Below are 24,458 nucleotides of genomic sequence, written 5' to 3' on the forward strand. Positions count from 1 at the left end.
CCGCCGTACGCACCTCCGCGTACGGCGGCCGTCGCCTTTACAACGTAGATCACGTATGCCAGCTTTTCCGGACATGTAACAGAGTGTCAATTGATCTTCCAAAACACGCTATATAACGTCACATACTATGAAACGCCCCCTCAGGTTGCTCGTGGCAGCCGTGGCAGCAATCCTGCCTCTTTCGTTACTACCGGTTACCCCCGTCTCCGCCGAGCCCGCTCCCGACCCGGAGTACCCCTGGCGGTACGACCACTGGCCACAGACCCAGCCGTGGCAGCAGGACGAGGGCGCCGGGGCCGCGCAGCTCCGCACGCTCGGTGCCCGGCCTGGCCAGCCCGGCCAGTCGGGCCTGCCGGGCCCGATCGACCCGCAGAACTGGAAGAACCCGGACCACATGACGTGGTCCGACTACAAGAAGCCGCCGGGCACCAGCTGGAACGACCCCGCCGTCAAGGGTTCGGCGCGCACCTTCAAGGGCGCGCTGGTGCTGCTGGACTACCCGAACCAGCCGTTCGTGGTGACCCAGCCGAAGGGTTCCACGGTCTTCAAGAACCCCACCGCCGAGGCCCACGACATCCCCCGTGACCAGGTCGCCAAGTTCTACCAGGACTTCCTGAACACCCCGAACGCCCTCAACCGCGGCCACACCATCCACGAGTACTGGATGGAGGACTCCGGCGGCCGGTACGGCGTGGACCTCACCGGCTTCGGGCCCTACACCATGCCCGGCAAGGACCACGAGTACGCCATGGAGTACCAGCGCAACTCCTGCCCGGCCGGGGACAACTGCAACAGGAACCTGCGCACCGACGGCAACGCCGCCTGGCTGGCCGCGGTCGGCCCCGAGACGACCGCCCAGTTCGACTTCGTCTTCTACGTGAGCGCCGGCCAGGACGAGTCGTCGACCTGGCAGGAGTTCGGCATGATGAAGTTCCCCACCAAGGAGGACGTGACCGACGAGTGGGGCCCGGAGAGCGACCCGAACCTGCCCAACTGGTCACCCACCCGGTACGTGGAGTGGACCTCCTGGCAGGCGGGCTCCACCTTCTGGCCGAACGCCCGGTTCGGGGTGGACTCGGTCCAGGCGGAGAGCTCCGGCATGGGCGTGTACGCCCACGAGCTCAGCCACATCATGGGCATCGCCGACAACTACAACAACCCGTACGGGGTGCCGCTGCGCCGCGCGTACACCGGCATCTGGGAGATGCTCAGCCGGGGCAGCTTCAACGGCCCGGGCGGCCCGCACAGCCGGTGGCTGATCCCGCCCACCTCGGGCGGCTCCATGGGCGCCCAGCACATGCTCCGTAACAAGATCAAGCTGGGCATGGTGGACGAGGCCAACGTGCTCCGGCTCGACCGCGACCAGCTGGGCGCCTCCGGCCTGGTCATCGCGGAGGTGACGGCACGCGCCGTACAGCCCGGCCCGGACGGCCTGATGGGCGTGAACATCGCGATGCCCACCGGCGACAAGACCCCCGCCTGCAGCATCGCCACCAACGTGCTCTGTGACGGCGGCGGCTACAACAACTACACGATCGAGGTCGTGGACCGCATGGGCGCCGACTCCTTCACGCCCGACTCCGGAGTCCTGCTCGCCAAGACCAAGGACCGGGACAGCGCGCCGTTCGAGTGGGTCGTCGACGCCAACCCGCAGGACATCGGCATGACCGACTACGTCCTGCCGGACGGCACCGCCGTGCCCATCACCATGGGCGACTACCGCCAGCTCTCCGACGCCCTCTTCCACGCCGGCGCCGACTCCGGCAGCGAGTACGAGTTCGTCGACGAGCCCAACCGCCTGCACTTCTACGTCCTCGACCTGAAGCGCTCGGCCAAGGGTGAGCTCTCCTACAAGGTCGCGGTCCGCTCCCTGGACGGCTCCGGCCCCCAGCTGCGCGGTGTCAAGCTCATCCCCACCGCCGACGTCACGGCCGGGGACACCCCGGCCACCTGCGAGTTCCAGCTCAGGAACACCGGCAAGGCGGCGGCCACCACCGCCACCCACCCCGAGGACGTCTCCGCCTACCTGAACGGCGACGTCTACCGCCTCACCGCCGAAGTGAACGGCCAGGGCTGGACCATCTCCCTGCCCAACCACCTGGCCACCGCCGACTTCGGCAAGAACACCACCGTCCCGGTCCACGCCCTCCGCGACCAGGGCGGCACCCGAACCGCCAAGATCAAGCTAACCGCCACCTCGGTAAGCGACCCCACCAAGACCGACACCGCAACCTGCGTCGCCGTCGGCCTCGGCCGCTAACCCCCCGGAGGGGCACGGCATCCACCGTGCCCCTCCATCCCGGCCCGCCTGGTCACAACCGCCAGACGTGGAAGGCCGGGCCGTCTGACGGCAGGACGTGGGTGCCGTCCTGGGCGGGGAGCAGGTCTGCCGAGCCGTACAGCGGGGTGCCGGCTGAGCCGAGGCGTAGGCGGACCGGGTCGTGGGGGGCGCGGGCGGCCAGTACGAGCAGGCGCTCGCCCGCGTGTTCGCGGAGGAAGACCAGGGCGTCTTCGGAGGCGTGGAGCCAGCGGAGGCCGCCGTGGCGGAGGACGTGTTCGTTGCGGCGGAGGGATACCAGGTCGCGGTAGGTGGTGAGGGTGCGGGTGTCCCAGGTGTGCTGGTGGTGCCAGGGCATGGTGCGGCGGGCGTCCTCGCCCCAGGCGCCTTCCAGGCCGAGCTCGTCGCCTGCGAAGATCATCGGGGTGCCGGGGAGGGTGAACAGCAGGCCGGCCGCGACCTCCACCAGAGCGGGGTCGCCGCCGCAGACCGTACGGATCCTGGCGGTGTCGTGGGAGCTGAGCAGCGACCACGAGTGGGTGAGGGAGCGCCAGGAGGTGCGCGCCGAGAAGGAGCGCATGGTGGCGAGGAGGGCGTCGCCGCCCAGGCGGGGGATGGGGGCGGGCACGCCCAGGAAGGGCAGCCGGACCTCGGGGCCGCGTAGCCAACTCCAGACGGGGCGGGTGAATCCGGCGTAGTTCATGGTGCCGTGCCAGCCGTCGGCGTCCAGGTCGCCCGAGGCGTCGTGGGCGTGCTCGGCGACCAGGAGCGTGTCGGGGTTCTCCGCGACCATCGCCCGCCTGAGCCGCGCGGCCACCTCGCGAGTGAGGTCGTCCCCGCGCAGCCGGGCGGTCATGTTCGCGACGTCGACGCGCCAGCCGTCCAGGCCGAAGCGGATCCAGCGGCGGACCGCCGAGTCGTCCGCCTCGATCATCCGGCGGCGGACCAGTTCGCTGGTCCAGTCGAGCTTCGGCAGGGAGGCGACGCCCATCCACGCCTCGTAGCCGAGCCCCTCGTCGCCGAAGACGAACATCTCTCGCTCGGGCGCCCCCTTGTCGGCCCGCGCGGCCTGGAACCACGGATGGGTGTCCCCGCAGTGGTTGGTGGTGATGTCCCCGAGGATCCGCATGCCCCGCGCGTGCGCCTCGTCCACCAGCCGGCGGTAGGCGGCGTCGCCGCCGAGCAGGGGGTCGATCTCGGCGAACGACGCGGCGTCGTACCGGTGGTTGGACGCCGCGGGGAACACGGGCGTCAGGTAGAGGGTGTTCGCGCCGAGCGCGGCGATGTGCCCGAGCCGCTCGCGCACGCCGTCCAGATCGCCGCCGAAGATCTGGAGAGGCGTGGCGGGGCCGCTGCCCGCGACCGGATCGTCCCACTCGCGTTCCTCCGCCCACGCGGGCAGCGCCCGCCGCGCGCCGGAACGGGCGAACCGGTCGGGGAAGATCTCGTAGACCACGGCGTCGTGCGCCCACTCCGGCGGGGCCGCGTACGTGACCAGCCGGAAGTCGTCGGCGTCCGGCACGTCGTTGCCGTGCAGGCCGGCGCCGTTCAGCCAGCGGTAGCCGGGCGAACCCGGCGATCCAGCGAGCAGAAAGCGGTAGCGGGTGACCGGGTTGCGGGCCACCACGTCGGCCCGCCACCAGATCTCGTGCTCGGTCTCCCGGTCGACGACGGCCTCGGTGAAATGCGGCTCACCGTCGGGCGTGGAGCGGACGTGCACGCCGCTGCGGTGCTCCTTCGGCGTGCGGAGGAACACCGTGACGGTCTCCCCCGGCTCGGGCGCCAGCGTGCTGACGTGGTCGGCAGACCCGTCGTGGTGGAATCCCCGATCAAGCATTGTCATTTTCCTTCACGTCATCCCTTCACCGCGCCCGCGGTCAGCCCGTGGACGATGTATCTCTGCAGGAACTGGAAGACGAGCACCGTAGGGATCGCGGTCAGCAGGGTCCCGACGGCGAACATGCCGAAGTTGGCGTTGCGCTGGTCGGCGAGCAGGCCGAACAGCCCGACCGCGAGCGTGCGGGCGTCGTCACCGGTGAGGAAGACGCTCGCGATGAGGAACTCGTTGATGGTGGCGATGAACACCAGCAGCCCGCTGATCGCCAGCACCGGCGCCGCCAGCGGCAGGACCACCCGCAGGAACGCCTGGGTGTGGGTGCAGCCGTCGATCCGCATGGCGTCGTCGAGCTCCCTGGGGATCGAGTCGAAGAAGCCCTTGATCAGCCAGGTGTTCACCCCGACCTGCCCGCCGATGTAGAGCAGCACCACGCCCCAGACGCTGTTCAGCCCGAAGGCCGGCCAGTTGTCGCTGATCGCGCTGAAGATCACGTACAGCGGGACGATGGCCAGGAACTGCGGGAACGCCTGGATGACCAGCAGGCTCACCAGCCCGGCCCGGCGGCCGGGGAAGCGGAACCTGCTGAACGCGTACGCCGACAGCGCGGAGACGGCGACGGCCAGGGCCGCGGTCAGCCCCGACACGACGATCGAGTTGCGGTACCACGTCCAGAAATGGGTCTCCTCGACCAGCCGGGACAGGTTCCCGAACCCGGCGCCGCGCGGCACCAGGTTGGTCGAGCTGAGCGTGCCGATCGGGTTGAGCGCGGCCGACACCACGAACACGATGGGCAGCACGGCGAACGCCGTGATGAGGACCGCGGCGGCGTGCCGCCAGGCGAGCGCGCGCATCAGGTCACCTCCTTGAAGGCCCGGGTGCGCCGGAAGCCGATGATCGAGATCACCGCGACGATCAGATAGACGTAGATCGACATCGCGGCGGCCAGGCCGTACTCCGCGCCCTGCTGGCCGAAGGCCAGCCGGAAGGTGTAGGTGATCAGCAGGTCGGTGGCGCCGACGGTGGGGTTGTCCGACGGGAAGGGCCCGCCCGAGGTCACCAGGAAGACGCCGTTGAAGTTGTTGAAGTTGAACGCGAACGAGGACACCAGCAGCGGCGCGAGGGCGAGCAGCAGCAACGGCAGGGTGACCTGCCGGAACCGCTGCCAGGGCGAGGCGCCGTCGACCTCGGCCGCCTCCAGGTACTCGTCCGGGATCGTCTGGAGCGCGCCGGTGGCGACCAGGAACATGTACGGGAAGCCCAGCCAGAGCTGGACCAGCAGCACCGACAGTCGCGCGGTGAGCGGCGTGCCCAGCCAGTCGGTGTGCAGGCCGAGCAGCCGGTTGATCAGTCCGAAGTCGGTGTTGAACATGTCCCGCCAGACCAGCAGCATCGCGAACGCGGGCATCGCGTACGGCAGCACGATCAGGGTCCTGTACGCGCGGACCCCGCGCATCCGCCGGTGGTGCAGCACGAGGGCGGCGGCCACCCCCAGCGCGGCGGTGAGTACGACGACGCCGACCGCGTAGACCAGGTTCCAGGCGAAGACACCCGCGAAGTGCGCGTTGATCTTCGGGTTGGTCAGCGCCGCCGTCAGATTGGCCAGGCCGACCCCGACCTGCCACCCCTGCGGCAGCGCGTGACCGTCGGCGGCGACGAACCTGCCCTGCGTCTCATCGGATCGCCAGATCCTGCCCTCACCTGTCACGCAGTCGCAGCCCGCGTCATAGGCCAGCACAGCTTTGCCCTGGTACGCACGGGTCAGCCCCTGGCTCCGGATGGCGCCGCCGTCCACCGGCACGGTCAGCGCGGTGATCTCCGCGCTCCGCGCGGCGGCCTGGGCCCCGGTCAGCACGGTGTACCCGTCGGCGGCGGCGATCCTGCCGCCGGGGCCGGGCACCGCGCCGTCGAGCGGGCGCAGCCCGTCCGGAGTCCCGGCGTACGTGGCGCGGGTGGCGGGGTCGGCCAGCAGGAACACCAGGGCCCCGTCCCGTTCGGCCACGGTGAGCCGGAACTCGGCCGACCCCGCCTCACGCCGGACCGAGGAGGTCTCGATGGCGGTGATCGCCTCCTGCTTGCTGCCCAGGTGCCCGTCGCCGATGTTGGTGAGCGCCAGCGACATCGTGTAGAGCACCGGGAACACCTGGAAGGCCACCAGCAGGAAGGTGGTGGGCAGCAGGTACTTGGCGGGCAGCCGGCGCGGGCTGAGGTAGGCGTACAGGGCGATCCCGGTCGCGACCGCGGTGATCGCCACCCCGGTCCAGGCTCCGGAGGAGACGAGCGGGACGGCGGCCCAAACGGCGATGCCGAGGATCAGGCCCAGGGCGAGGACCCGGCCGGCCACCCCCGAGGCCGAGCCGGGCCAGTTCCGGGTGCGCGGGGGCGGCGCGCCGGTCCCCGCCCGGCGCCGCCGGGCGGGGGTTTGGAGCATCGTCATCCCGTCTGTCCGAGCTGTTCGGCGATGGCCTTGCCGGCGGCCTTCACCGCGGGGGCGACGGGCTCGCCCTTGACCACGGCGTGGATCAGCGTGTTGAACGGTCCCCAGACGGCGACCATCTGCGGGATCGCGGGCAGCGGCACGCCGTCGGCCGCCGCGGCCTCGAACTTGGCGACGTCGGGGTCCTTGCCCGCGGCGTACGCAAGGGCGGTCTTCAGCGCGGGCATCCGCGGCTCGGCGTCGAACAGCGCCTGGGCCACCTCGGGCGTGGCCAGGGTGTTGGTGACGAACTCCTGGGCCAGGGCCTTGTTCTGGCCCTTGCTCGCCACGAAGAACGCCTGCACGCCGACGAAGCTGCGGGCGGGGTCGCCGCCCTTGAAGGGAGGCACGGGCGTGACGTCGTACTTGACGCCCGCGGTGCGCACGTCGGCCAGCCGCCAGGGCCCGGCCACCAGGAACGCGGTCTTGCCGTCGGCGAAGAGCGCGGCGGAGTTGTCCGAGGTGAAGGAGCGCTTGAGCGCGCCCGCGCCCTTCTCGCCGAGCGCGGCCACCTTCTCGAAGGCGGCGATCGACTCGGGCGTGCCGACGCCGAGGTCGGCCGGGTCGGGGTCGCCGTTGGGCTTGGTCCCGAACAGGTAGCCGCCGCCGGAGGTGTAGAGCGGGTACATGTGGTAGGTGTCGCCGGACTGGCCGTCCTGCTGGCTGATCGTGTAGCCCAGGATCTCCTCGACCCGGCCGGCCTCCTTGAGCTTCTTGCCGGTCTCGACGAGTTCGTCGAAGGTCTGCGGCGCCTTCGGCGCGAGGTCGGTGTTGCGGAACAGCGCCAGGTTCTCCACCGCGTACGGGATGCCGTACACCTGCCCGTCGTAGGTGACGGCCTTGCGCGCCACGTCCACGTACCCGGAGAGCTGGTCCTCGGTCAGCTGGATGGGGTCGATCAGGCCGTTCTGGACCAGGTTGCCGATCCAGTCGTGCGCGCCGACCAGGACGTCGGGGCCCTTGCCCGCCTGGGAGGCGGTGACGAAGGTCTGCTGCTGGTTCTGGGCGACGGCGACCACCTCGGCCTTGATGCCGTTCTCCTTGGCGAAGGCCTCGGCGAACGGCTTGAGGGTCTCGGACCGCTTCTGGTCGGCCCAGATGGTCAGCGTGGCGGTCGCCGCGTCCTCGGCGGGCGCCGTGGTGGGCGCCTGCGCGGCCGGGGTGTCGGCCGGGGTGCCGCCACCGCAGGCGGTCAGCGCCAGGCACGCGGCCAGGCCGAGTGCCGGTGCTCGGAAAATCGTGCGCACAGCATCGCTCCAGGTGATGAGGGAGGAAGGGCGAAGGCCCAGGGGGGTGACCGCGCGGTGTGACGAGAAATTAACAGTCCATTTCGATACCCGAAAGATGTTGCAGAGAATTGCTGCCGTGTTTCAGGATTCCTTGCGACGTTCCACCAAGAAGATCAGGAATCCCCACGGATGGCAGAACGAGCGGCAGCGCGACTCGACGACATCGCCCGGCACGCGGGCGTCAGCAAGGCGACCGTCTCCCGGGTGCTCAACGAGCGGCCGGGAGTGAGCGCGAAGGCGCGCCGGGCGGTGATCACCGCGCTCGACGTGCTCGGCTACGAGCGGCCGAGCGCGTTACGGCCGCGCAGCTCCGGCCTGGTCGGCCTGATCGTCGCCGAGTTGCAGAACCCGGTCTTCCCGCTGTTCGCCCAGGTCATCGAGGGCAGTCTGGCAAGGCACGGCTACACCGCCGTGCTCGGCACGATGACCCCGGAGGGCGCCGGCGAGGACGAGTACGTCGGCATGCTGCTGGACCGGGGCGTGTCCGGCATCATCTTCGTCTCCGGACTGCACGCCGACACCACGATCGACCGCTCCCGCTACGAGGACCTCAAGCGCCAGCGCATGCCCATCGTGTTCGTCAACGGGGACCTGCCCGGCCTGGCCATCCCCACCCTGTCCTGCGACGACGCCATCGCGGGGCGGATCGCGGTCCGGCACCTGATCGAGCTCGGCCACCGGCGGATCGGCTTCCTGAGCGGCCCGGCCAACTACTCCCCCGTCCGGCGGCGGCTGGCCGGCTTCCGCCAGGCCATGCGGGAGGCCTTCGGCCCCGGCGCGGGCGAGCTCGTCGAGCTCACCACCTTCGACGTCAACGGCGGGCAGTCGGCCGCCAACCTGCTGCTCGAGCAGGGGGTGACCGCGCTGGTCTGCGGCAGCGACCTGATGGCCCTCGGGGCGATCCGGGCGGCCCGGCGCCGCGGCCTGCGGGTTCCCGCGGACGTGTCGGTGATCGGGGCCGACGACTCGCTGCTGATGTCGTTCACCGATCCGCCGCTCACCACGGTCCGCCAGCCGGTCCTGGCCATCGGGGTGGCCGCCGTGCGCGCGCTCATCGACGAGATCAGGGGGAAGGGCGCCAAACCGGCGGAGCACCTGTTCGAGCCGGAGCTCGTGCTACGGGCCTCCACCGGGGCGCACACCATGCGGTGAAATTCAGTGAAAGAGTTTCGTCAAGTCTTTCAACGGCCGGTACCGGCCTGCTGGGTTACTCGTAGACGCGGTGGTCGGCCTTGAGCGGGGCGCCCAGCCGGATGGTGATGAACTCGTTGTTGTCCGGCTTGCCGGGCGTGCGGCCGTTGGAGAACGGGAAGTTGTTGTCGTCCAGGACGCCGAGGGTGCGGTCGTCGAGGATCACGACGTCCTCGATGGTCTGGAAGGGGAAGCGGAAGGTGGCAGGGAAGCCGCCGATGCCGCGCGGGTTGGCGATGTCGAGCAGGTCGGCGACGAGCTCCTTGCGGGTGGTCCCGTTGCCGATCAGGGTGACCTCGAAGATCTTCTTGAACGCGGCGGCGTCGCCCTGACCGCCGTCACGCTCGATCACCAGGAAGCGGCGGTTGTCCACGGCGATGAAGTCGCCGATGGCGTTCGAAGGGCTGTCCATCTGGTACGCCCAGCGCTTGCCGGTGTAGGCGCGGCGGCGCAGGTCGAACTCGTTGATCCGCAGCGTCCCGGCCGGGTCGCCCGCGACCGTGCCCTCCAGCATCGGGTAGAGCGTCTTCCCGTTCACCGACCGGGCCATGCCCTCGAAGCCCTTGCTGCTGCCGAGGTTGGGGGTACCGCCGTTCAGGTACGGGTTCTCCGGGGCCCGCACGCCGGGCAGCGCGATGGGCGCCTCAAGCAGCTTGCCGGTGGCCGAGAAGTGCAGCAGCCACGGGCCGAACTCGTCACCGATCCAGTACGTGCCGTCGCTGGTACGCAGGATGGACTCAACGTCGAAGTCGGAACCGGTGAGCGTGCGGTCGGCGCGGGTGAGCGCGAAGGGCACCTTGCGGTCCGGGTCGCTCAGGTAGAAGCCGCCGAGCACCTTGACCGAGCCGTCCTTGAACGAGGGCTTGATGTGGTGCACCCGGAGCAGGAAGTCGCCGCTGTTGGCCTTGTTCCCGTAGCCGTTGTCGGAGAGCACGTGGAAGGTGCCGTCCCCGTTGCCGACGATGCCGCTGAAGCCCTGGACGGGCTGGCCGGCGAAGGGCGGGGTGATCCCGTTGCTGGGCGTGGTGCCCAGCGCCGCGCCCGAGGGCTCGCTGCCGGGCACGAAGGTCTCGGCGGGCAGCGAGGCGAAGCCGGTCAGGGTGGCCCTGCCGTACCCGGAACCGTTGGTGGCCTGGGCGGGCACGGCTGCCGCGAGGCTCAGAGCCGCGGCGCCAAGGATGATCAAAGTTTTCCTCATGCCCGGCACGTTAGGGACCCAGTGTGACGCGCGTCCGAATTCGAGATGGATGTTTCCCGTGGGACGGTTGTCAACCGGCCTTGTGCAGGGCGCGGACGACGAGCTGGGCGAAGCGGTCGATCGTCGTGTATCCGGAGCGCGGGCCGGAGTAGTAGAGCTGGGCCGTGACGTTGGCGGTGCGGAGGATCATTTGGGTCTGGTGGTAGGAACCGGCGTCGCGGGTCCAGGTGATGGCCGCGTCCCCGGCCTTCGCGCCGGGCCTGAGCTGGGTCCCTGGCTGGCGCTGGGGTTCCTCCTCGGCGGTCGTCCTGCTCATGTCGTAGGTGAGGCGGGCGGTCTCCTCGCTGGGGTACTGGTACTTCTGGATCTGCACGTACGCGCCGCCGGGGCCGTTCCACTGGCAGGCGTCGGCGGTCATGAACATCTGCTCCGCCTGGCCGCCGACCAGGACCCGCGCCTGCGCGGGGGTGAGCAGCGAGCACGCTTTCGGATTGCTGGTGAGCAGGGCGCGACCCGTCGGGGCGCTCGAACCGGCACTTGGTGTGGCGGAAGACTCGGGCGGAGAGCTACTCATGCTGACGCCACTGGAGGCCGGTCCCGACCAGCCGTTCCAGACGACCACCCCGGCCGTGGCCAGCAGCGCCACCGCCAGGACGCCTCCGACGACGACCGGCGCCCGGTTGGCGCTCCGCGGCGCGGCTGCCTGGGTCGGGCCCGTCATCGGTTGGTGGTACGCCGGGGGCTGCGCGCCGTACTGCGGGGGCGGCGGCGGGGTCGGGGTCGCCTGGCCGCCCGCGACGGCCTGGAGCTGGGCGAGCGCCCAGTCGGCCGGGCAGCGCCTGGCGGGGTCCTTCTCCAGCATCGCGCCCAGCACCGGCGCCAGCGGCCCGGCCAGCCGCATCGGGTGCGGCGGCTGCATGAGCACGGCGGCCATCACCGCCGCCGAGTTGTCCCGGTGGAACGCCCCGGTGCCCTCCACCGCCGTGTACAGCGTGGCCCCCAGCGACCACAGGTCGGACAGCGGCCCGTCCTTCTCGCCGCGCAGCCGCTCGGGCGCCATGTACCCGGGCGAGCCGGACAGCACGCCGGTCTGGGTGAGCGCCACGTCGTCGGCCACGCTGGCGATGCCGAAGTCGGTGAGCAGCACCCGCCCCTGGTCGGTGATCAGCACGTTGCCGGGTTTGACGTCCCGGTGCAGGATGCCCATGCCGTGCGCGGCGGTGAGCGCGTCCAGCACGGTCGCGCCGATCGCGGCCACGCGCGGCGGCGGCAACGGCCCCCGGGACTGCACGAGCGCCTGCAGCGACTGGCCCCGGACCAGTTCCATGACGATCCACGGCCGCCCGTCCTCCAGCACCACGTCGTGCACGGTCACGATGGACGGGTGGGAGCGCAGCCTGGCCGCGGCGCGGGCCTCACGCAGGGTGCGCTCGCGCAGCTCGGTCAGCTTGGCCTGGTCGAGTTCCGGCGGGAGGAGCACCTCCTTGACGGCGACCTCCTGGCGGAGCAGGTCGTCGACGGCGTGCCAGACCGCGCCCATGCCGCCCTGGCCGATGCGCGAGTGCAGGCGGTAGCGCCCGGCGAGCAGCGTCACAGCACTTTTCTCCCTGTGTACTCCGGGTGTTTCCAGGCTGGGGCTCCGGGCAGCGTGGAGCGCACAAACCGTACTTCATCTCAGGGCGTTTTCTCAGCTCGTCCCATAGATCAAATGAATAGATCACGACGGGTTTGCCCAAAATGATGCGAGTCCGTTATCCCAGCCGCAACAATGGCCCCCGGAAAGCAGGATCGGTCCACACGACGCGACCCGGCGAGCACGTTCGCCCGGAGGTCTGACCCATGGTTCATGCGTTCTCGTTCCGCCGCCCGAGGGTTTGGCTGGCTCTCACCGGAGCCCTGGTCACCGGCGCGGTCACCGTCACCGTGCTGAGCACCCGGGACAGCCCCGAGGTGGTCCCGGCCGCCGCCGTACGGCGGGTCTCCGCCCCGGAGTTGAAGGAGGCCAGCCTCTGGAACCCGGCCGTGGCCGTCACCCCCCGGCGGTACGCCGACCGCGCGCCACTCGAACTCGGCACCCGGTTCACCGTGGCCAGGGACGGCCAGGTGGCCGGACTGCGGTTCTTCAAGGCCCCGGGCGAGCGCGGGCGGCACATCGGCAGCCTCTGGGACTCGCGGGGCGAGCGGCTGGCCCGGGTCACCTTCGCCGGGGAGACCCGGTCGGGGTGGCAGGAGGCGAGCTTCGCCCGTCCTGTCACGGTACGGGCGGGGCGTACGTACACGATCTCCTTCCACAGCGAGAACGGCACCTACGTGGCGAGCCGCGAGGCGGTCGCGCCCAGCGGGCCGGTGAGCGCCGACCTGTCCCGTACCGGCGTGTACCGGTACGGCAAGAGCCGCTTCCCCAACAGGTGGAACCCCAAGAACTACAGCTACTTCGTGGACCCGGTCTTCCAGTGGTGGGAGACCGTCCCGGCACCGGGAAGCTCCCCCGACCCGGAAACCCCCGCCGTCACGCCCACGCCCAGCCCGTCGCCGACGCCGAGCCCCACCCCGACGGTGATCGCCACGGTGACGGCGTCCACAACGCCGAGCCCGATCCCGCCGTCCCCCAGCCCCTCCCCCAGCCCATCGCCTTCACCGAAGCCCAGCCCGAGCCCCACGCCGACCCCGACGCCCAGCTCGACTCCGACTAAAACGACAACCCCGGCCCCCACCGGTGGTTTCCCGAACGCGAGCAACACCGGCGTGACCCCCGGCACCCAGCTCACCGTCGTCAACGGCGACCAGACCTTCGCCACCGACAACCAGGTGATCAGCGGCAAGGAGTTCCGGGGCTTCGTCAAGGTCACCGGCTCCAACATCACCTTCAAGGACTGCGTGTTCCGCGGCGGCGTCACCGACCGCAACATCGCGCTGGTGGACACCAACCGCGGCCGCAACATCGTGATCATGGACTCGGAGTTCGCCCCCGCCCACCCGAGCCCCGGCATCGACGGCCTCTGGTCGCGCAACACCACGGTGCTCCGCAGCGAGTTCCGCGGCAGCACCGACGGCGCCAAGGCCGGCACCGGCACGGTCATCCAGGACTCCTACATCCACGACCTGACCTGGTTCGCCTCCGACCCCAACCAGAACGGCGGGCCCACCCACAACGACGGCGTGCAGTCCATGGCCGGGGAGTCGAACGTGGTGCTCCGCCACAACACCATCGACATGACCACCACCAAGAGCGCCAACGCCGCCCTGCAGTCCTCCGCCCCGGACACCCTCGTGGTGGACAACTTCCTCGACGGCGGCGCCTGCACCCTCAACTTCAACCACAACGTGCTGAACGGACCGCTGACCGGCCTGCGGGTGGTCGGCAACCGGTTCGGCTCGCACTCCTTCTACGACTGCCCGATCCTGCTGAGCACCCAGTCCATCCTCACCGAACTCTCCGGAAACGTCTGGCACGACAACGGCCGCCCGATCCCGGCCCCGGAACGACACGACTGAAAATCCCGATTTGCCGCCGGTCCGTTGTCACGGGCCGGCGGCCCTCTATTTCCATGGTCATTTACGGCTCGATCTGCCGTCTTGACGCCGGTGAGCCGATGACCGGTCCCGGATAACAGCGGCAATGCCGTCATTTGACGGGATATTCGGCCAGGTCTCGCTGCTACAACAACTCCACCTGCCAAGTCGCTGTGGAGGTGACCATGGACCGGGCCGCGAAAATCGAGGCCATCCGCGCCCGCCGGGCGGAACGCGCAACCGAGACCGAGGCGCTGGGCGACCACCTGGCCGACGTCGAGGCCGCGCTGCTCACCCTCGACCGGGTACGGGCGGATCTGCTGTCCCGGGTGGTGGGCGACGAGCGGGGCGAACAGCTGGCGACGCTCGGCCCGGTGCTGCGCGAGCTGTCCGACAAGGTCGCGCTGGAACGTGCCGCGATCAACCGGGCGCTGGCCAGGCTCCGCCGGATGACGTTGAACATCGGGGTGGTGGGCCGGGCCAGGCAGGGCAAGAGTCGCCTGCTGCAGAGCCTGACCGGCCTCACCAAACGGGAGATCCCGGACGGCTCCGGCGGCTTCTGCACCGGCGTGCCCAGCGCCATCAAACACTTCGACGGCCCCACCCACGCCGACGTCTACCACCACTCCGAGCGTTCCTTCGTGGACGAGGTGATCGGCCCCTACTACGACCTGTACGGCCTGGGCGCCCGCCCGGTCTCCCCGCGCGCGTTCGGCGCCCACCGGTTGCCGGAGCTGCCCCCCGACCGCGCCGACGACCCCAGGGCCGCCAGCGCGTACGGCCACCTGCGCGCCTACCACCAGGCGTTCCCCGCGTACGCCGAGCTGATCGGGCGGCCCTCCCCCGAGCGTGTGGGTCCCGACCAGATCCGCAGGTACGTGGCCCAGGACGACCTGGACGGCACTCCGCAGCACACCTTCCGCGCGGTCCGCCGGGTGGAGATCGCCACCACCTTCGCGCAGAGCGACCTGACCGGGGTGGCGGTCATCGACCTGCCAGGGCTCGGCGACACCAACCTCGGGGACTCCCGGGTGCTGCTGTCCGCCCTGCAGGACGACGTGGACCTGGTGCTGTTCGTACGCCGCCCCAACCCCGAGGGGGACGGGATCCACGACGTCGACGTCGAGCTCTACGGGACCGCGCAGAGCGCGCTGCCGGAGATCCCGATGGAGAAACGCTCCTTCGTCATCCTCAACCACCGCAAGAGCCTGGACCAGGACAACCTGGCCAGCGCCCAGGCCCTCCAGTCCGAACTCGCCAAGTCCCCGATCCGGGTGGCGGGAACCCACATCGCCGACTGTTCGGCGACCGACGAGGTGATCGCCGCCTTCGACCCGATCGTGGACTACCTGGTGGCCAACATCGCCTCCCTGGACGAGACGATCATCAGCGAGCGAGCGCGCCGGACCGCCGAGATCGACCAGGAGATCCGGCTGCTGCTGGCGCAGTCGAGCATCCTGACCTCCTTCTCCCGGCCGGGCGACCTGTCGCACCTGACCTTCCAGGAGCTGTTCCGGGAGACCTACGAGAACCTGGCGGGCGCCCTGGAGAACCTGGTCCTGGGGTTCCGGAAGGAGCGGGAGGCCCCGGACAACAAGCTGAGCCAGGCCACGGCGGAGGTGATCCGGCTGGCCAGGGAGCACGACGGCCTGCCCACCCACGACCAGATCGAGCGGCGGCGGGCGGTGCTCGGCTCCTACACCGCCGCCTACAGCGCGCTCATGGAGGAGAGCAGGGCGCACCTGTCCCGGCACTTCCTGGAGCTGGACGACGCGCTCGGCGAGACCGTGGGCCACATGTGGGAGCAACTGGCCACCGCGCTGGGCGAGGCCGGCGAACTCCGCCACCTCAGCGACCGCAAGGGCCGGGACTTCCTGGCCGAGCTGGCCGAGAGCATCGGCCCGGTCCGCCGCGACGGCACCAGCGAGATCAGGTACGCGCTGGACATCGTGGTCGGCTTCGGCCTCTCCTACCGGGGTTTCTTCCAGCACCGCATCCGGCCCTGCCTGGACGCCATGTCCGTGGACCACCCCGAGTTGCTCGGCCTGGACGGCAACCCCACCCCGGGGTCGGTACGGGAGCTGCTCGACATCGCCTACCAGGAGGCCCTGTACCGATGCGAGACGGCCCTGTCCGGGCTGCTCTCCGAACCCAACAGCGCGGTGTTCGCCATCGTCGAGGAGTTCCGCGACCGGGTGCTGCGCTCGCGCCGCACCCCCGCCGAGTGGGAGGCCCTCTACTGGCGGTACCGGTCGGAGATCTGGTCGGCCCAGTTCGACGCGCTGGCCGCCGACACCGTGCACCTCCAGCAGTGGAACGAGGCCATCGAGCGACTGAAGGCGATGCTATGAGAAGTGAGGATTTCCGCCGTGCCTTTCTCGGGGCCCGCGGCGAGGAGGCCATCTTCGACGTGACCATGCTGGGCGCGGTCGGGGTGGGCAAGACCACGCTGCTGGCCTCGATGTACGAGCGGTTCCGCTGGGTGATCGGCAATGTGGATCTGTCGGTGATGCCGGACGACCACGGCACCTCGGTGGTGCTCCAGGCGTACATCAACGACCTGCAACGGATCACCAACTCGGTGCGCGCCACCGACGGGCTGGCCGGGACCGCGGACATGCGGGAGTACCTGTTCCAGGTGGGCAGGAAGGCCCGGCCGCCGCTGTTCGGCCTGCGCTTCACCGACTATCCGGGCAAGTACCTGATCAGCCCGGACGCGGACGGCGGCGGCAAGTTCGACCGGGCCATGCGCCGGGCGGACGTGATCGTGGTGGCCATCGACACCCCGGCCCTGATGGAACGGGACGGCCGCTACCACGAGTTCGTGAACGCCCCCGGCGTCGTCATCGACACCATCATCCGGATGACCGAGGTGGCCACGCCCCGGCTGATCCTGCTCGCGCCGCTGCGCTGCGAGCGCTGGATGGGCTCGGCGTCGGACGCCCGCGAGCTGGCCGACCGGGTCACCCGGGCCTACCGGCCGCTGCTCGGCCAGATCGGCGCCGGGGACGCGCGGATCCGCACGGCCTGCGTGCTGACCCCGGTGCAGACCGTCGGCTCGGTGGTGTTCACCCGCCTGGAGGAGGACTCGACCGGCCACCCGATCTTCCACTTCAAGCTCAGGAAGGCCGGGTTGAAGTACGCGCCGCAGGACACCGACCAGTTGCTCCGGTACACGCTGCGGTTCCTCGTCAACAAGTACCGCCGGGTCGGGCGGGGGGCCTTCCGCACCATCCTGGAGCAGGTGATCGGCACCGACCAGGCGCTGACCAGCGCCATCCAGGAGTTCTCCCGGGACTGCAAGACCTCCGACGGGTTCGCCGTGCTCCAGGACCATCCGCTGCTGCTGGCCGGGCACCCGTCATGAGCGTGTCCTGGCAGGTGCGCTCGCGCGGGCGGCGCGCGGACGAGGACTACGAGTGGGCGCCGCTGGGCGGGCCGCCGCTCGACGTGATCTCCGTCCTGGAGGCGGGGTTCCAGGGCACGCCGTTCCGGAAGATCGTCGATGACGAGAAGCCGGGCCTGCTGCTCATGGACGGCCCGGGCGAGCGGACCGTGCTGCTGGTCACCGGGTTGGTCCCGGCCGGGAACCCCACCGACTCCCGAAGGCGCCCGATCCGGGCGATCCTGGTCGGCGTCGGCGGGCCCGGGGACCGTGCCGAGCTGGTCGCCGTCGCCACGCGCGCCCTGCGCGGCACACTCGACGCCACCCTGCCCCTGGCGTACGGACCGATCAGCACGGGCGGGTTCACCCCCGACCCGGCCGCGTGGCGCGCGTACCTGGACGGGCCGCGCGAGCAGGCGCCCGGTGGCGGCACCGTCGAAGAGGGCCGGCGGCTGGACCCCGACACCGTGGCGTACCGGGAGCGGGTCGCCGGGGACCTGCTCCGCCTGGACGCGGCGAACGGGTGGCCGCGGCTGCGGGGGCGGCTCATCGTGCTGCGGACCACGCTGCTCGGCAAGCCCGAGATCCACAAGCTCAACATCTGGCGCTGCCTGTCCGACGTCACCGACACCAGCCTCCATCCCGCGGACCCTAACCCCGCCGCCGCCCTCGCCGACACGCTGACCAGGACCGTCGGCGACGCCGCGGCAACGGCCGCCCGCCGTCTGGGCCTGAGCCGCTTCCTGATCGCGGGCGCGGCTCTGGTGGCGATCGTCGCCGTCCCCATCGTCATCAACGCGACCAGCGGACCTGAGGAGACGCCGTCCCCGGGCACACCGCCCGCCACCCGGCCGCCGGCGAGCCCGCCCTCGAACTGGGCGAGGCCGGGCACCTGGGCCTACACCCCGCCGGTCGTCGTCCCGCGCAGCCCACGACCCGGACAGCCGGTCACCGCGACCTGGCTGGTCATCAACACCGGCACCACCCCGTGGCGGGATGTCGTACTGCGCGCGGAGCCGGCCGGGGGCCAGGACGCGCCCCCGATCTGCGACACCCTGAAGCCCACGATCTCCGTCCCCGACCTGGCCCCCGGTGAGATGCATCCGGTCTCCTTCCCCTTCACCGCGCTACCGGACGCGAAGAAGAAGTGCACGACAATCTGGCAGCTGGTGCGCTCGGACGGCGCGCCGCTGCCCGCCTACAGCGCGGATCCGGGCGGCGTTCCCGGGCCCCGTCTCGCGATGAGCGTGACCACCGAGGGCTGAGCTGCCCATCCTGTGGCGTACGCGGGCGCCGATGGTGCAGCATGGGCACCCGTGAGCATGACGGACACGGGGGTGCGGCGCTGGCTGCTGAAGGGCCTGCGCCGGGACGGTCCCGGGGCGCACGAAGAGGCGCCCGAGCGGCAGCATCCCTGGTGGCAGGTGATGTGCCTGACCGGCGTGGACTACTTCTCCACGCTGGGCTACCAGCCGGGCATCGCGGCGCTGGCGGCGGGGGCGCTGAGCCCGGTGGCGACAATGCTGCTGGTGGCGCTGACGCTGTTCGGGGCGCTGCCGACGTACCGGGCGGTGGCCGGGGAGAGCCCGCACGGGCTGGGGTCGCTGTCCATGCTGGAACGGCTGCTGCCGGGGTGGCCGGGCAAGCTCCTGGTGCTCTTCCTGCTCGGCTTCGTGGCCACCGCGTTCATCGTCACCATCACGCTGTCGGCGGCCGACGCGACCGCGCACATCCTGCACAACCCGTTCGTGCCCGGCTTCTTCGCGGGGTGGGGGGTGCCGGTCACGCTGGTGCTGATCGCCGCGCTCGGCGCGGTGTTCCTGGCCGGGTTCAGCGAGGCCATCTCGATCGCGGTGGTGCTGGTGGCGGTCTACCTGGCGGTCAACGTGGTGGTGATCGCCACGGCCGTGCAGCACGTGCTGGCCCACCCCGAGCTGGTCACCGGCTGGCGGAACGTGCTGTCCACCGACTACTCCAGTCCCGTCGCCATGATCGCCGTCGCGCTGTACGTGATGCCCAAGCTCGCCCTCGGTCTGTCCGGGTTCGAGACGGGCGTGGCGGTGATGCCGCTGGTCAAGGGGGATCTGGCGGAGCGGGTGAAGGGCGCCAGGCGGCTGCTCACCACCGCCGCGCTGATCATGAGCGGGTTCCTGATCACGTCCAGCTTCGCGACCACCGTGCTGATCCCGCCGGAGGCGTTCGCCGAGGGCGGGGCCGCCAACGGGCGGGCCCTGGCCTACCTGGCCCACGCCTACCTGGGCGACTGGTTCGGCACCGCCTACGACCTGAGCACCATCGCGATCCTCTGGTTCGCCGGAGCCTCCGCCATGGCGGGCCTGCTCAACATCGTCCCCCGCTACCTCCCCCGGTACGGCATGGCCCCCGACTGGACCCGCGCCGCCCGGCCGATGGTGCTGGTCTTCACCGCCATCTCCGGCCTGATCACCCTGGTCTTCGACGCCGACGTGGAATCCCAGGGCGGCGCGTACGCCACCGGGGTGCTGGCGCTCATCCTCTCCGCGGCGGTCGCGGTCACCCTCTCGGCCTGGTCGGCCGGGCGCACCCGGGCCGCGGTGTTCTTCGGCGCGGTCTCGCTGATCCTCGGCTACGCGGCGGTGGCCAACATCATCGAACGCCCGGACGGCCTGGTGATCGCGCTGCTCTTCGTGCTGGCCATCGTGATCACCTCGCTGATCTCCCGGGCCACCCGCTCCACCGAGCTCCGGGTCACCAGCATCAGCCTGGACGACCTGGCCCGCCGCTTCGTCAACGAGTCCGGCGAGATCCGCCTGATCGCCAACGAGCCGAACGCGCGCGACCGCAAGGAGTACGTGGACAAGGCCCGCGAGGCGTGGGAGCTGCACCGCCTGCGGACCAGCGAAGGGTTCCTGTTCCTGGAGGTCACCGTCCCCGACGCCTCCGAGTTCGCCGGGGAGATCCGGGTCACCGGCGAGGAACGGCACGGCTTCCGCATCCTGCGCACGAGCAGCCCCGCCATCCCCAACACCATCGCCGCCCTCCTCCTCTACCTGCGGGACCAGACCGGCAAGACCCCGCACGTCTACTTCCACTGGGCCGCCGAGGGCAACCCGATCGGCGCGCTACTGCGCTACCTGGTCTTCGGCGGCGGCGACATCCCGCCCCTCACCCGCGAGGTCCTCCGCCAGGCCGAGCCGGACGCGGAGCGCCGCCCGATCGTGCACGTGGGCTGATCGGGCGGGGCCGAGCGAGGCGGCGGGAGGGGGAGCCGCCTCGTGCGTGCGCCTGAGGTCAGAAGGAGCGGTGGATCGTGTTGGAACGGGTGACCTTGGTGCGCTGGCTGGCGGAGTAGGTGGTGACCTTGGCGAAGACCTCGTCCTCGCCCAGGCATAGGCTGGCCGCATGGTCCACGTCCACGATCCGTCCTGCGCGGTGGCCCACGGCGAACCCGACGCCACCGCCGAGCCCGCGCCCGTCCGGACGCTCGTCGCCGTCTTCGCCACCCCGCTGGCGGAGTACCTGCTCCGTTACGGCGCCGACCTCGGCTACCGTCCCGTCCTGTACGAACCGGATGCCGCCCGGGCCCTGGACGGCGTCCCGGCCACGGCCTCCCCGGCCTTCGACGAACTCACCGACGTCGTGCTCACCGACCACCACCGGGACGAGATCGGCCCCGTGCTCCGTGACATCCTGGCCGTCCCCACCCGCTGGATCGGCATCATGGGCAGCCCTCGCCACGCGGGCCCGCACGTGCAGGCCCTCACCGACCTCGGCGTACCTCCCGCCCAGATCGCCCGCGTGCACCGCCCGATCGGCCTGGACATCGGCTCCCGCACCCCACCCGAGATCGCCATCGCCACGCTGGCCGGCCTCCTCGCCGACCGCAACGACCGCCCCGGCGGTTTCGCCTTCGCCCGCTAGGCTCTCCCGGGTGAGGAACTCCCACTGCTCCTTCTGCGGCACGGCGTACGCCGACGGCCTCCCCTGGCCCCGCACCTGCGCGTCCTGCGGGAACACCAGCTACCTCAACCCGCTCCCCGTGGCGGTCATCGTCCTGCCGGTCGACGACGGTGTCCTCGTCCTGCGCCGCGACATCGAACCCCGCCGGGGCGAACTGGCCCTGCCCGGCGGCTTCATCGAGCTGGGCGAGTCCTGGCAGGAGGCAGCGGTCCGCGAACTCCGCGAGGAGACGGGAATCGAGATATCCTCGGCCGACGTGCGCCTCTTCGACGTACTGAGCGCCCCCGACGGCACCGTACTGATCTTCGCACTCGGCCCCCAGACGGCGTCGTCGGCACTACCCGCCATAACCGCCACCGCCGAGGCGACCGAGTGGCTGGTACTGGACAAGGCGGCCGAACTCGCCTTCCCGCTGCACACCCAGGCGGTGGAGCGGTACTTCGGCGGCTGACCGAGGGGTTTACGCACCGGCCGGGCGTGCCGGGCCACCGAGCACATCGATCAGGGCACCCACCACAACGCGGTCGGCTTCGGGCTCCGCCCGGTCGGCGCCTTCGGCGGGCCAGCCGATCGCGCACCGCTCATGACGCTCGGTTCGCTCGACACACTCACCGGGAACGCGGGGACCGCCGTCGAGTCTTACGACTTCCCGCGAGGCGATGACCTCCTTTCCGCCCAGATACGGGATCTAGACCCCGGCCGGGGCGAGCGTCTTCATCGCCCCGGCCGGTTTCCGTTGCAGAAGGGTCACGCTCCGCATATTCGGGGAGTGGGGTGGTCGGTGGCGTGCGATCTTGCCGTACATGATCGGTTACGCCGTTCTGGACCTGGAGACGACGGGGCTGCGGACCTCGTGGGGCGATCGGGTGATCGAGGTGGGGGTGGTGCACCTCGATCCGGGCGGGGAGGTCACCGGGGAGTGGAGCACGCTCGTCAATCCGGAGCGTGATCTGGGGCCGCAGCATGTGCACGGGATCACGGCGGCCGACATCCGGCACGCACCGACATTTCTGGAAATAGCGGGAGAACTGACGGGGCTACTCGAGGGGCGGGTGCCGGTGGCGCACAACCTGCGCTTCGACCTCAATTTTCTCCAGTACGAGTACGACCGCATCGGGATCCCAACCCTGCCGACCAGGCATCTCGGCATCTGCACGATGACCGAGGCGGCCACCTATCTGCCGTACGCGCCCCGGAACCTGGCCGGATGTTGCGCGGTGGCGGACATCCCTTTGAACGGGCACCATGACGCGCTGATCGACGCTCGGGCCGCCGCCGGCCTGCTCAAGCATTACCTCGCCAAGGCGGGATCCGCCTGGCACCCCGCCCTGCGCGACGCCGCCGCCCTCCGCTGGCCGGCGCCGCCGATGAGGGACGCCGCCTGGGTACGGCGGGGCGTGTCCGCCGAGCGGGACGGCCACTTCCTGGCCCGGCTGCTCGACCGTCTCCCCCGGGCTCCCGAACCCGCCCAGGCCGACGCGTACCTCGCCTTACTCGACCAGGTGCTGCTGGACCACCACATCTCGGCCACCGAAGCGGACGCCCTGGTCGAGCTGGCCAACGATCTCGGCCTGGGGCGGGCCGATGTGGAACGGCTGCACCACGACTACCTGGCCGCGCTCGGTGCGGCCGCCCGGGCCGACGGGGTCGTCACCGAGCGGGAACGGCGCGAGATCAGCCTGGTGGCCGAGCTGCTCGGCCTGCCACCCGGTACCGCCGCCGAGGCGCTCGCCGCGTCCGCCGGGGCGGTGGCTCGGCGGCCCCGGTTCGAGTTGAACCCCGGTGACCTGGTCGTCTTCACCGGCGAGATGGACGGGGGACGGGAGAGCTGGGAGGAACGCGCGCGGCATGCCTCGTACGTGCCGCATCCGTACGTCACCAAGAAAGTGCGGCTGGTGATCGCCGCCGACCCCGACACGCTCTCCGGCAAAGCCAGGAAAGCCCGCACCTATGGAATTCCCATCATTACTCCTACCGCTTTCGCCGGAATGCTCGACCGCGCGCGATAGTCTCGGCATCCCCAGCCCTCCCAGTCCCAGGAATCCCAGAGTCCCCAGGGCCGGCCGGCCTGTCAGTCCAGCGGGTCCACCGTGCCGCCGATTCGCCAGTACACGTTGTTCTCCCGGGTCAGGAAACCACCATCGATCAGATAGCGGCGCAGGGCCGCGTAGTCGTCGTAGAAGGTCAGCAGGATCTCGTTGACCTCCTTCTCCGGGTAGCGCACGCCCGGCTCGAAGGCTCCGGCGATGCGATCGAGCACCATCTGCCGTTTCGCCTGTTTGGCAGGCATCGTGATCAGCCGTCCGCGTACCAGGAACCGGTCGAGGAGCTCCGATGAATCGTCCGTGGTCATTTCGTCAGCCTACTTTTCCGCCTCGGTTGACTTTGCGTTCCCGGCAAGGACGATGGGGCTCGGAAGGCGGATTCATGCGCATGTTCGGGATGCGGGTCCTGCGGGCAGGCGCCCTGGTAGGGGTGCTGGCCGGGCTGCTCACCGTCCCGGCCCCGGCGGCGGCCCAGGTCACGGCGGGGGCACCACAGCCGACGCTGGTCGCCATCCGGGCGGCCCACCATCCGGGGATGGATCGGCTGGTGTTCGAGTTCCGTGGTCCCCTGCCGGCCTGGCGTAGCGCGCAGTGGGTGAAGGGGCTGGTGGCCGATCCGTCCGGATTGCAGGTGCCGGTGGTCGGCAGCGCGGTGCTCAAGGTCCGGTTCGCCGGGGCCACCGGGCATGACCGCGGGGTGCTCACGTATGGCGCGACCAGGAGGACGTTCGCGTTACCCGGGGTGATCCAGGTGGTGAACACCGGGGATTTCGAGTCGGTGCTGTCGTTCGGGGTCGGGGTGGCCAAGAAGTCGTCCTTCCGGATGCACACCCTGCGCGATCCGAGCCGGGTCATCATCGACATCAAGACGCCCTATCGCACGGTCAACGTGCGGACCCATTTCCTGAACAGCGCCAATTTCAACATCGGGCGCACCCCGTACGGGAAGGCGGTGCAACGACCGGTGATCGCGTCGCGGACCGCGTTCGGTGCCTTGCAGCGCCTGTTCGCCGGGTTGACCCAGGCGGAACGGGACGCCGGACTGTATTTCGTGACCTCGAAGGCGACGGGATTCAGCAAGGTGACCGTAAAAGGCAAAGTGGCGCGGGTTTACCTGACGGGCGGTTGCGCGAGCGACGGATCCACGTTCACCATCGCCGACGAGATCATGCCCACCCTCAAACAGTTCCCGTCCATTCGTTGGGTGAAGATCTACGACCCGACCGGGAAAACCCAGCAGCCGGAGGGACGGTCTGATTCCATTCCCACCTGCCTGGAGCCGTAGCCGACCGCACCGGGGCACATTTGAT

Annotated in this window: 19 protein-coding genes; 11 read left to right on the forward strand and 8 right to left on the reverse strand. The window is 70.5% G+C overall.

What is annotated here, in order from left to right; genetic code table 11:
* The first annotated feature begins 127 nt into the window (after nt 1–127).
* Nucleotides 128–2,260 carry a M6 family metalloprotease domain-containing protein gene (locus KIP79_RS16395; protein WP_214105674.1) on the forward strand — a complete coding sequence of 711 codons (2,133 nt, stop codon included), beginning with the start codon at nt 128–130 and terminating at the stop codon, nt 2,258–2,260.
* 52 nt (nt 2,261–2,312) lie between these two features.
* On the opposite strand, the gene KIP79_RS16400 is transcribed toward KIP79_RS16395, so the two are convergent.
* From KIP79_RS16400 to KIP79_RS16415, 4 genes are read right to left on the reverse strand one after another with little or no spacing between them, the layout of a single operon-like run.
* Nucleotides 2,313–4,115: a glycoside hydrolase family 13 protein gene (locus tag KIP79_RS16400; RefSeq protein WP_214105675.1), complete on the reverse strand. Its 1,803-nt coding sequence runs from the start codon at nt 4,113–4,115 to the stop codon at nt 2,313–2,315.
* Nucleotides 4,116–4,132: 17 nt separating this feature from the next.
* Nucleotides 4,133–4,966, reverse strand: coding sequence for a sugar ABC transporter permease (locus KIP79_RS16405; protein ID WP_214105676.1), 834 nt, complete (start codon nt 4,964–4,966; stop codon nt 4,133–4,135).
* The gene (locus tag KIP79_RS16410; RefSeq protein ID WP_250213318.1) at nt 4,966–6,549 is read right to left on the reverse strand and encodes an ABC transporter permease subunit; all 1,584 of its coding nucleotides are present in this window, start codon (nt 6,547–6,549) and stop codon (nt 4,966–4,968) included. The genes KIP79_RS16405 and KIP79_RS16410 overlap by 1 nt, the downstream gene beginning before the upstream one ends.
* Nucleotides 6,546–7,835, reverse strand: a complete 1,290-nt coding sequence (locus KIP79_RS16415; protein ID WP_214105677.1) for a sugar ABC transporter substrate-binding protein — start codon at nt 7,833–7,835, stop codon at nt 6,546–6,548. Before KIP79_RS16415 ends, KIP79_RS16410 begins: the two co-directional genes overlap by 4 nt.
* Before the next feature lie 171 nt (nt 7,836–8,006).
* Between KIP79_RS16415 and KIP79_RS16420 the strand changes: the two genes are divergently transcribed.
* Nucleotides 8,007–9,029, forward strand: coding sequence for a LacI family DNA-binding transcriptional regulator (locus tag KIP79_RS16420; protein ID WP_214105678.1), 1,023 nt, complete (start codon nt 8,007–8,009; stop codon nt 9,027–9,029).
* Nucleotides 9,030–9,084: 55 nt separating this feature from the next.
* Here KIP79_RS16420 and KIP79_RS16425 read toward each other — a convergent pair whose 3' ends face one another.
* Together KIP79_RS16425 and KIP79_RS16430 are read right to left on the reverse strand one after the other, a co-directional pair.
* Entirely contained in the window at nt 9,085–10,266 is a 1,182-nt protein-coding gene (locus KIP79_RS16425) for an esterase-like activity of phytase family protein (RefSeq protein ID WP_214105679.1), read from the reverse strand.
* 70 nt (nt 10,267–10,336) lie between these two features.
* A complete protein-coding gene (locus tag KIP79_RS16430; protein ID WP_308169746.1) occupies nt 10,337–11,860 on the reverse strand; it encodes a serine/threonine-protein kinase in 1,524 nt (507 codons plus the stop codon).
* Nucleotides 11,861–12,105: 245 nt separating this feature from the next.
* Between KIP79_RS16430 and KIP79_RS16435 the strand changes: the two genes are divergently transcribed.
* From KIP79_RS16435 to KIP79_RS16455, 5 genes are all read left to right on the forward strand, one after another.
* Nucleotides 12,106–13,761, forward strand: coding sequence for a DUF4082 domain-containing protein (locus KIP79_RS16435; protein WP_214105680.1), 1,656 nt, complete (start codon nt 12,106–12,108; stop codon nt 13,759–13,761).
* Nucleotides 13,762–13,964: 203 nt separating this feature from the next.
* Nucleotides 13,965–16,130 (forward strand): hypothetical protein, encoded by a 2,166-nt coding sequence (locus KIP79_RS16440; RefSeq protein ID WP_214105681.1) that lies wholly within the window; start codon nt 13,965–13,967, stop codon nt 16,128–16,130.
* Nucleotides 16,127–17,146, forward strand: a complete 1,020-nt coding sequence (locus KIP79_RS16445; RefSeq protein WP_214105682.1) for a hypothetical protein — start codon at nt 16,127–16,129, stop codon at nt 17,144–17,146. The genes KIP79_RS16440 and KIP79_RS16445 overlap by 4 nt, the downstream gene beginning before the upstream one ends.
* Nucleotides 17,143–18,429, forward strand: coding sequence for an NBR1-Ig-like domain-containing protein (locus KIP79_RS16450; protein ID WP_214105683.1), 1,287 nt, complete (start codon nt 17,143–17,145; stop codon nt 18,427–18,429). The genes KIP79_RS16445 and KIP79_RS16450 overlap by 4 nt, the downstream gene beginning before the upstream one ends.
* 57 nt (nt 18,430–18,486) lie before the next feature.
* Nucleotides 18,487–20,376: an APC family permease gene (locus tag KIP79_RS16455; protein WP_261368017.1), complete on the forward strand. Its 1,890-nt coding sequence runs from the start codon at nt 18,487–18,489 to the stop codon at nt 20,374–20,376.
* Nucleotides 20,377–20,434: 58 nt separating this feature from the next.
* On the opposite strand, the gene KIP79_RS48390 is transcribed toward KIP79_RS16455, so the two are convergent.
* Nucleotides 20,435–20,560 (reverse strand): hypothetical protein, encoded by a 126-nt coding sequence (locus tag KIP79_RS48390; protein ID WP_256447284.1) that lies wholly within the window; start codon nt 20,558–20,560, stop codon nt 20,435–20,437.
* On the opposite strand from KIP79_RS48390, the gene KIP79_RS16460 reads away from it, so the two are divergent.
* From KIP79_RS16460 to KIP79_RS48970, 3 genes are all read left to right on the forward strand, one after another.
* The gene (locus KIP79_RS16460) at nt 20,546–21,064 is read left to right on the forward strand and encodes an XdhC family protein (RefSeq protein WP_214105684.1); all 519 of its coding nucleotides are present in this window, start codon (nt 20,546–20,548) and stop codon (nt 21,062–21,064) included. The two genes, KIP79_RS48390 and KIP79_RS16460, sit on opposite strands and share 15 nt — an antisense overlap.
* Nucleotides 21,065–21,074: 10 nt before the next feature.
* Nucleotides 21,075–21,554, forward strand: coding sequence for an NUDIX domain-containing protein (locus tag KIP79_RS16465; protein ID WP_214105685.1), 480 nt, complete (start codon nt 21,075–21,077; stop codon nt 21,552–21,554).
* A 352-nt stretch (nt 21,555–21,906) separates the two neighbouring features.
* Nucleotides 21,907–23,112, forward strand: a complete 1,206-nt coding sequence (locus KIP79_RS48970) for an exonuclease domain-containing protein (protein WP_214105686.1) — start codon at nt 21,907–21,909, stop codon at nt 23,110–23,112.
* 62 nt (nt 23,113–23,174) lie between these two features.
* Here KIP79_RS48970 and KIP79_RS16475 read toward each other — a convergent pair whose 3' ends face one another.
* Nucleotides 23,175–23,456: a DUF2087 domain-containing protein gene (locus tag KIP79_RS16475; protein WP_214105687.1), complete on the reverse strand. Its 282-nt coding sequence runs from the start codon at nt 23,454–23,456 to the stop codon at nt 23,175–23,177.
* Between the two features lie 74 nt (nt 23,457–23,530).
* Here KIP79_RS16475 and KIP79_RS16480 point away from each other — a divergent pair, with 74 nt between their 5' ends.
* A complete protein-coding gene (locus KIP79_RS16480) occupies nt 23,531–24,433 on the forward strand; it encodes an AMIN-like domain-containing (lipo)protein (protein WP_214105688.1) in 903 nt (300 codons plus the stop codon).
* Nucleotides 24,434–24,458 lie beyond the last annotated feature (25 nt).

Source organism: Acrocarpospora catenulata (assembly GCF_018476525.1).
Lineage (GTDB): Bacteria > Actinomycetota > Actinomycetes > Streptosporangiales > Streptosporangiaceae > Acrocarpospora > Acrocarpospora catenulata.

Excerpts from the sequence above, each read along its gene's own strand:
- KIP79_RS16410 (WP_250213318.1), bottom strand. The coding sequence starts at position 6,549 with ATGACGATGCTCCAAACCCCCGCCCGGCGGCGCCGGGCGGGGACCGGC.
- KIP79_RS16455 (WP_261368017.1), top strand. The coding sequence starts at position 18,487 with ATGACGGACACGGGGGTGCGGCGCTGGCTGCTGAAGGGCCTGCGCCGG.
- KIP79_RS16435 (WP_214105680.1), top strand. The coding sequence starts at position 12,106 with ATGGTTCATGCGTTCTCGTTCCGCCGCCCGAGGGTTTGGCTGGCTCTC.
- KIP79_RS16405 (WP_214105676.1), bottom strand. The coding sequence starts at position 4,966 with ATGCGCGCGCTCGCCTGGCGGCACGCCGCCGCGGTCCTCATCACGGCG.
- KIP79_RS16475 (WP_214105687.1), bottom strand. The coding sequence starts at position 23,456 with ATGACCACGGACGATTCATCGGAGCTCCTCGACCGGTTCCTGGTACGC.
- KIP79_RS16395 (WP_214105674.1), top strand. The coding sequence starts at position 128 with ATGAAACGCCCCCTCAGGTTGCTCGTGGCAGCCGTGGCAGCAATCCTG.
- KIP79_RS16450 (WP_214105683.1), top strand. The coding sequence starts at position 17,143 with ATGAGCGTGTCCTGGCAGGTGCGCTCGCGCGGGCGGCGCGCGGACGAG.
- KIP79_RS16440 (WP_214105681.1), top strand. The coding sequence starts at position 13,965 with ATGGACCGGGCCGCGAAAATCGAGGCCATCCGCGCCCGCCGGGCGGAA.
- KIP79_RS16420 (WP_214105678.1), top strand. The coding sequence starts at position 8,007 with ATGGCAGAACGAGCGGCAGCGCGACTCGACGACATCGCCCGGCACGCG.
- KIP79_RS48970 (WP_214105686.1), top strand. The coding sequence starts at position 21,907 with ATGATCGGTTACGCCGTTCTGGACCTGGAGACGACGGGGCTGCGGACC.
- KIP79_RS16425 (WP_214105679.1), bottom strand. The coding sequence starts at position 10,266 with ATGAGGAAAACTTTGATCATCCTTGGCGCCGCGGCTCTGAGCCTCGCG.
- KIP79_RS16460 (WP_214105684.1), top strand. The coding sequence starts at position 20,546 with ATGGTCCACGTCCACGATCCGTCCTGCGCGGTGGCCCACGGCGAACCC.
- KIP79_RS16445 (WP_214105682.1), top strand. The coding sequence starts at position 16,127 with ATGAGAAGTGAGGATTTCCGCCGTGCCTTTCTCGGGGCCCGCGGCGAG.
- KIP79_RS16400 (WP_214105675.1), bottom strand. The coding sequence starts at position 4,115 with ATGCTTGATCGGGGATTCCACCACGACGGGTCTGCCGACCACGTCAGC.
- KIP79_RS16480 (WP_214105688.1), top strand. The coding sequence starts at position 23,531 with ATGCGCATGTTCGGGATGCGGGTCCTGCGGGCAGGCGCCCTGGTAGGG.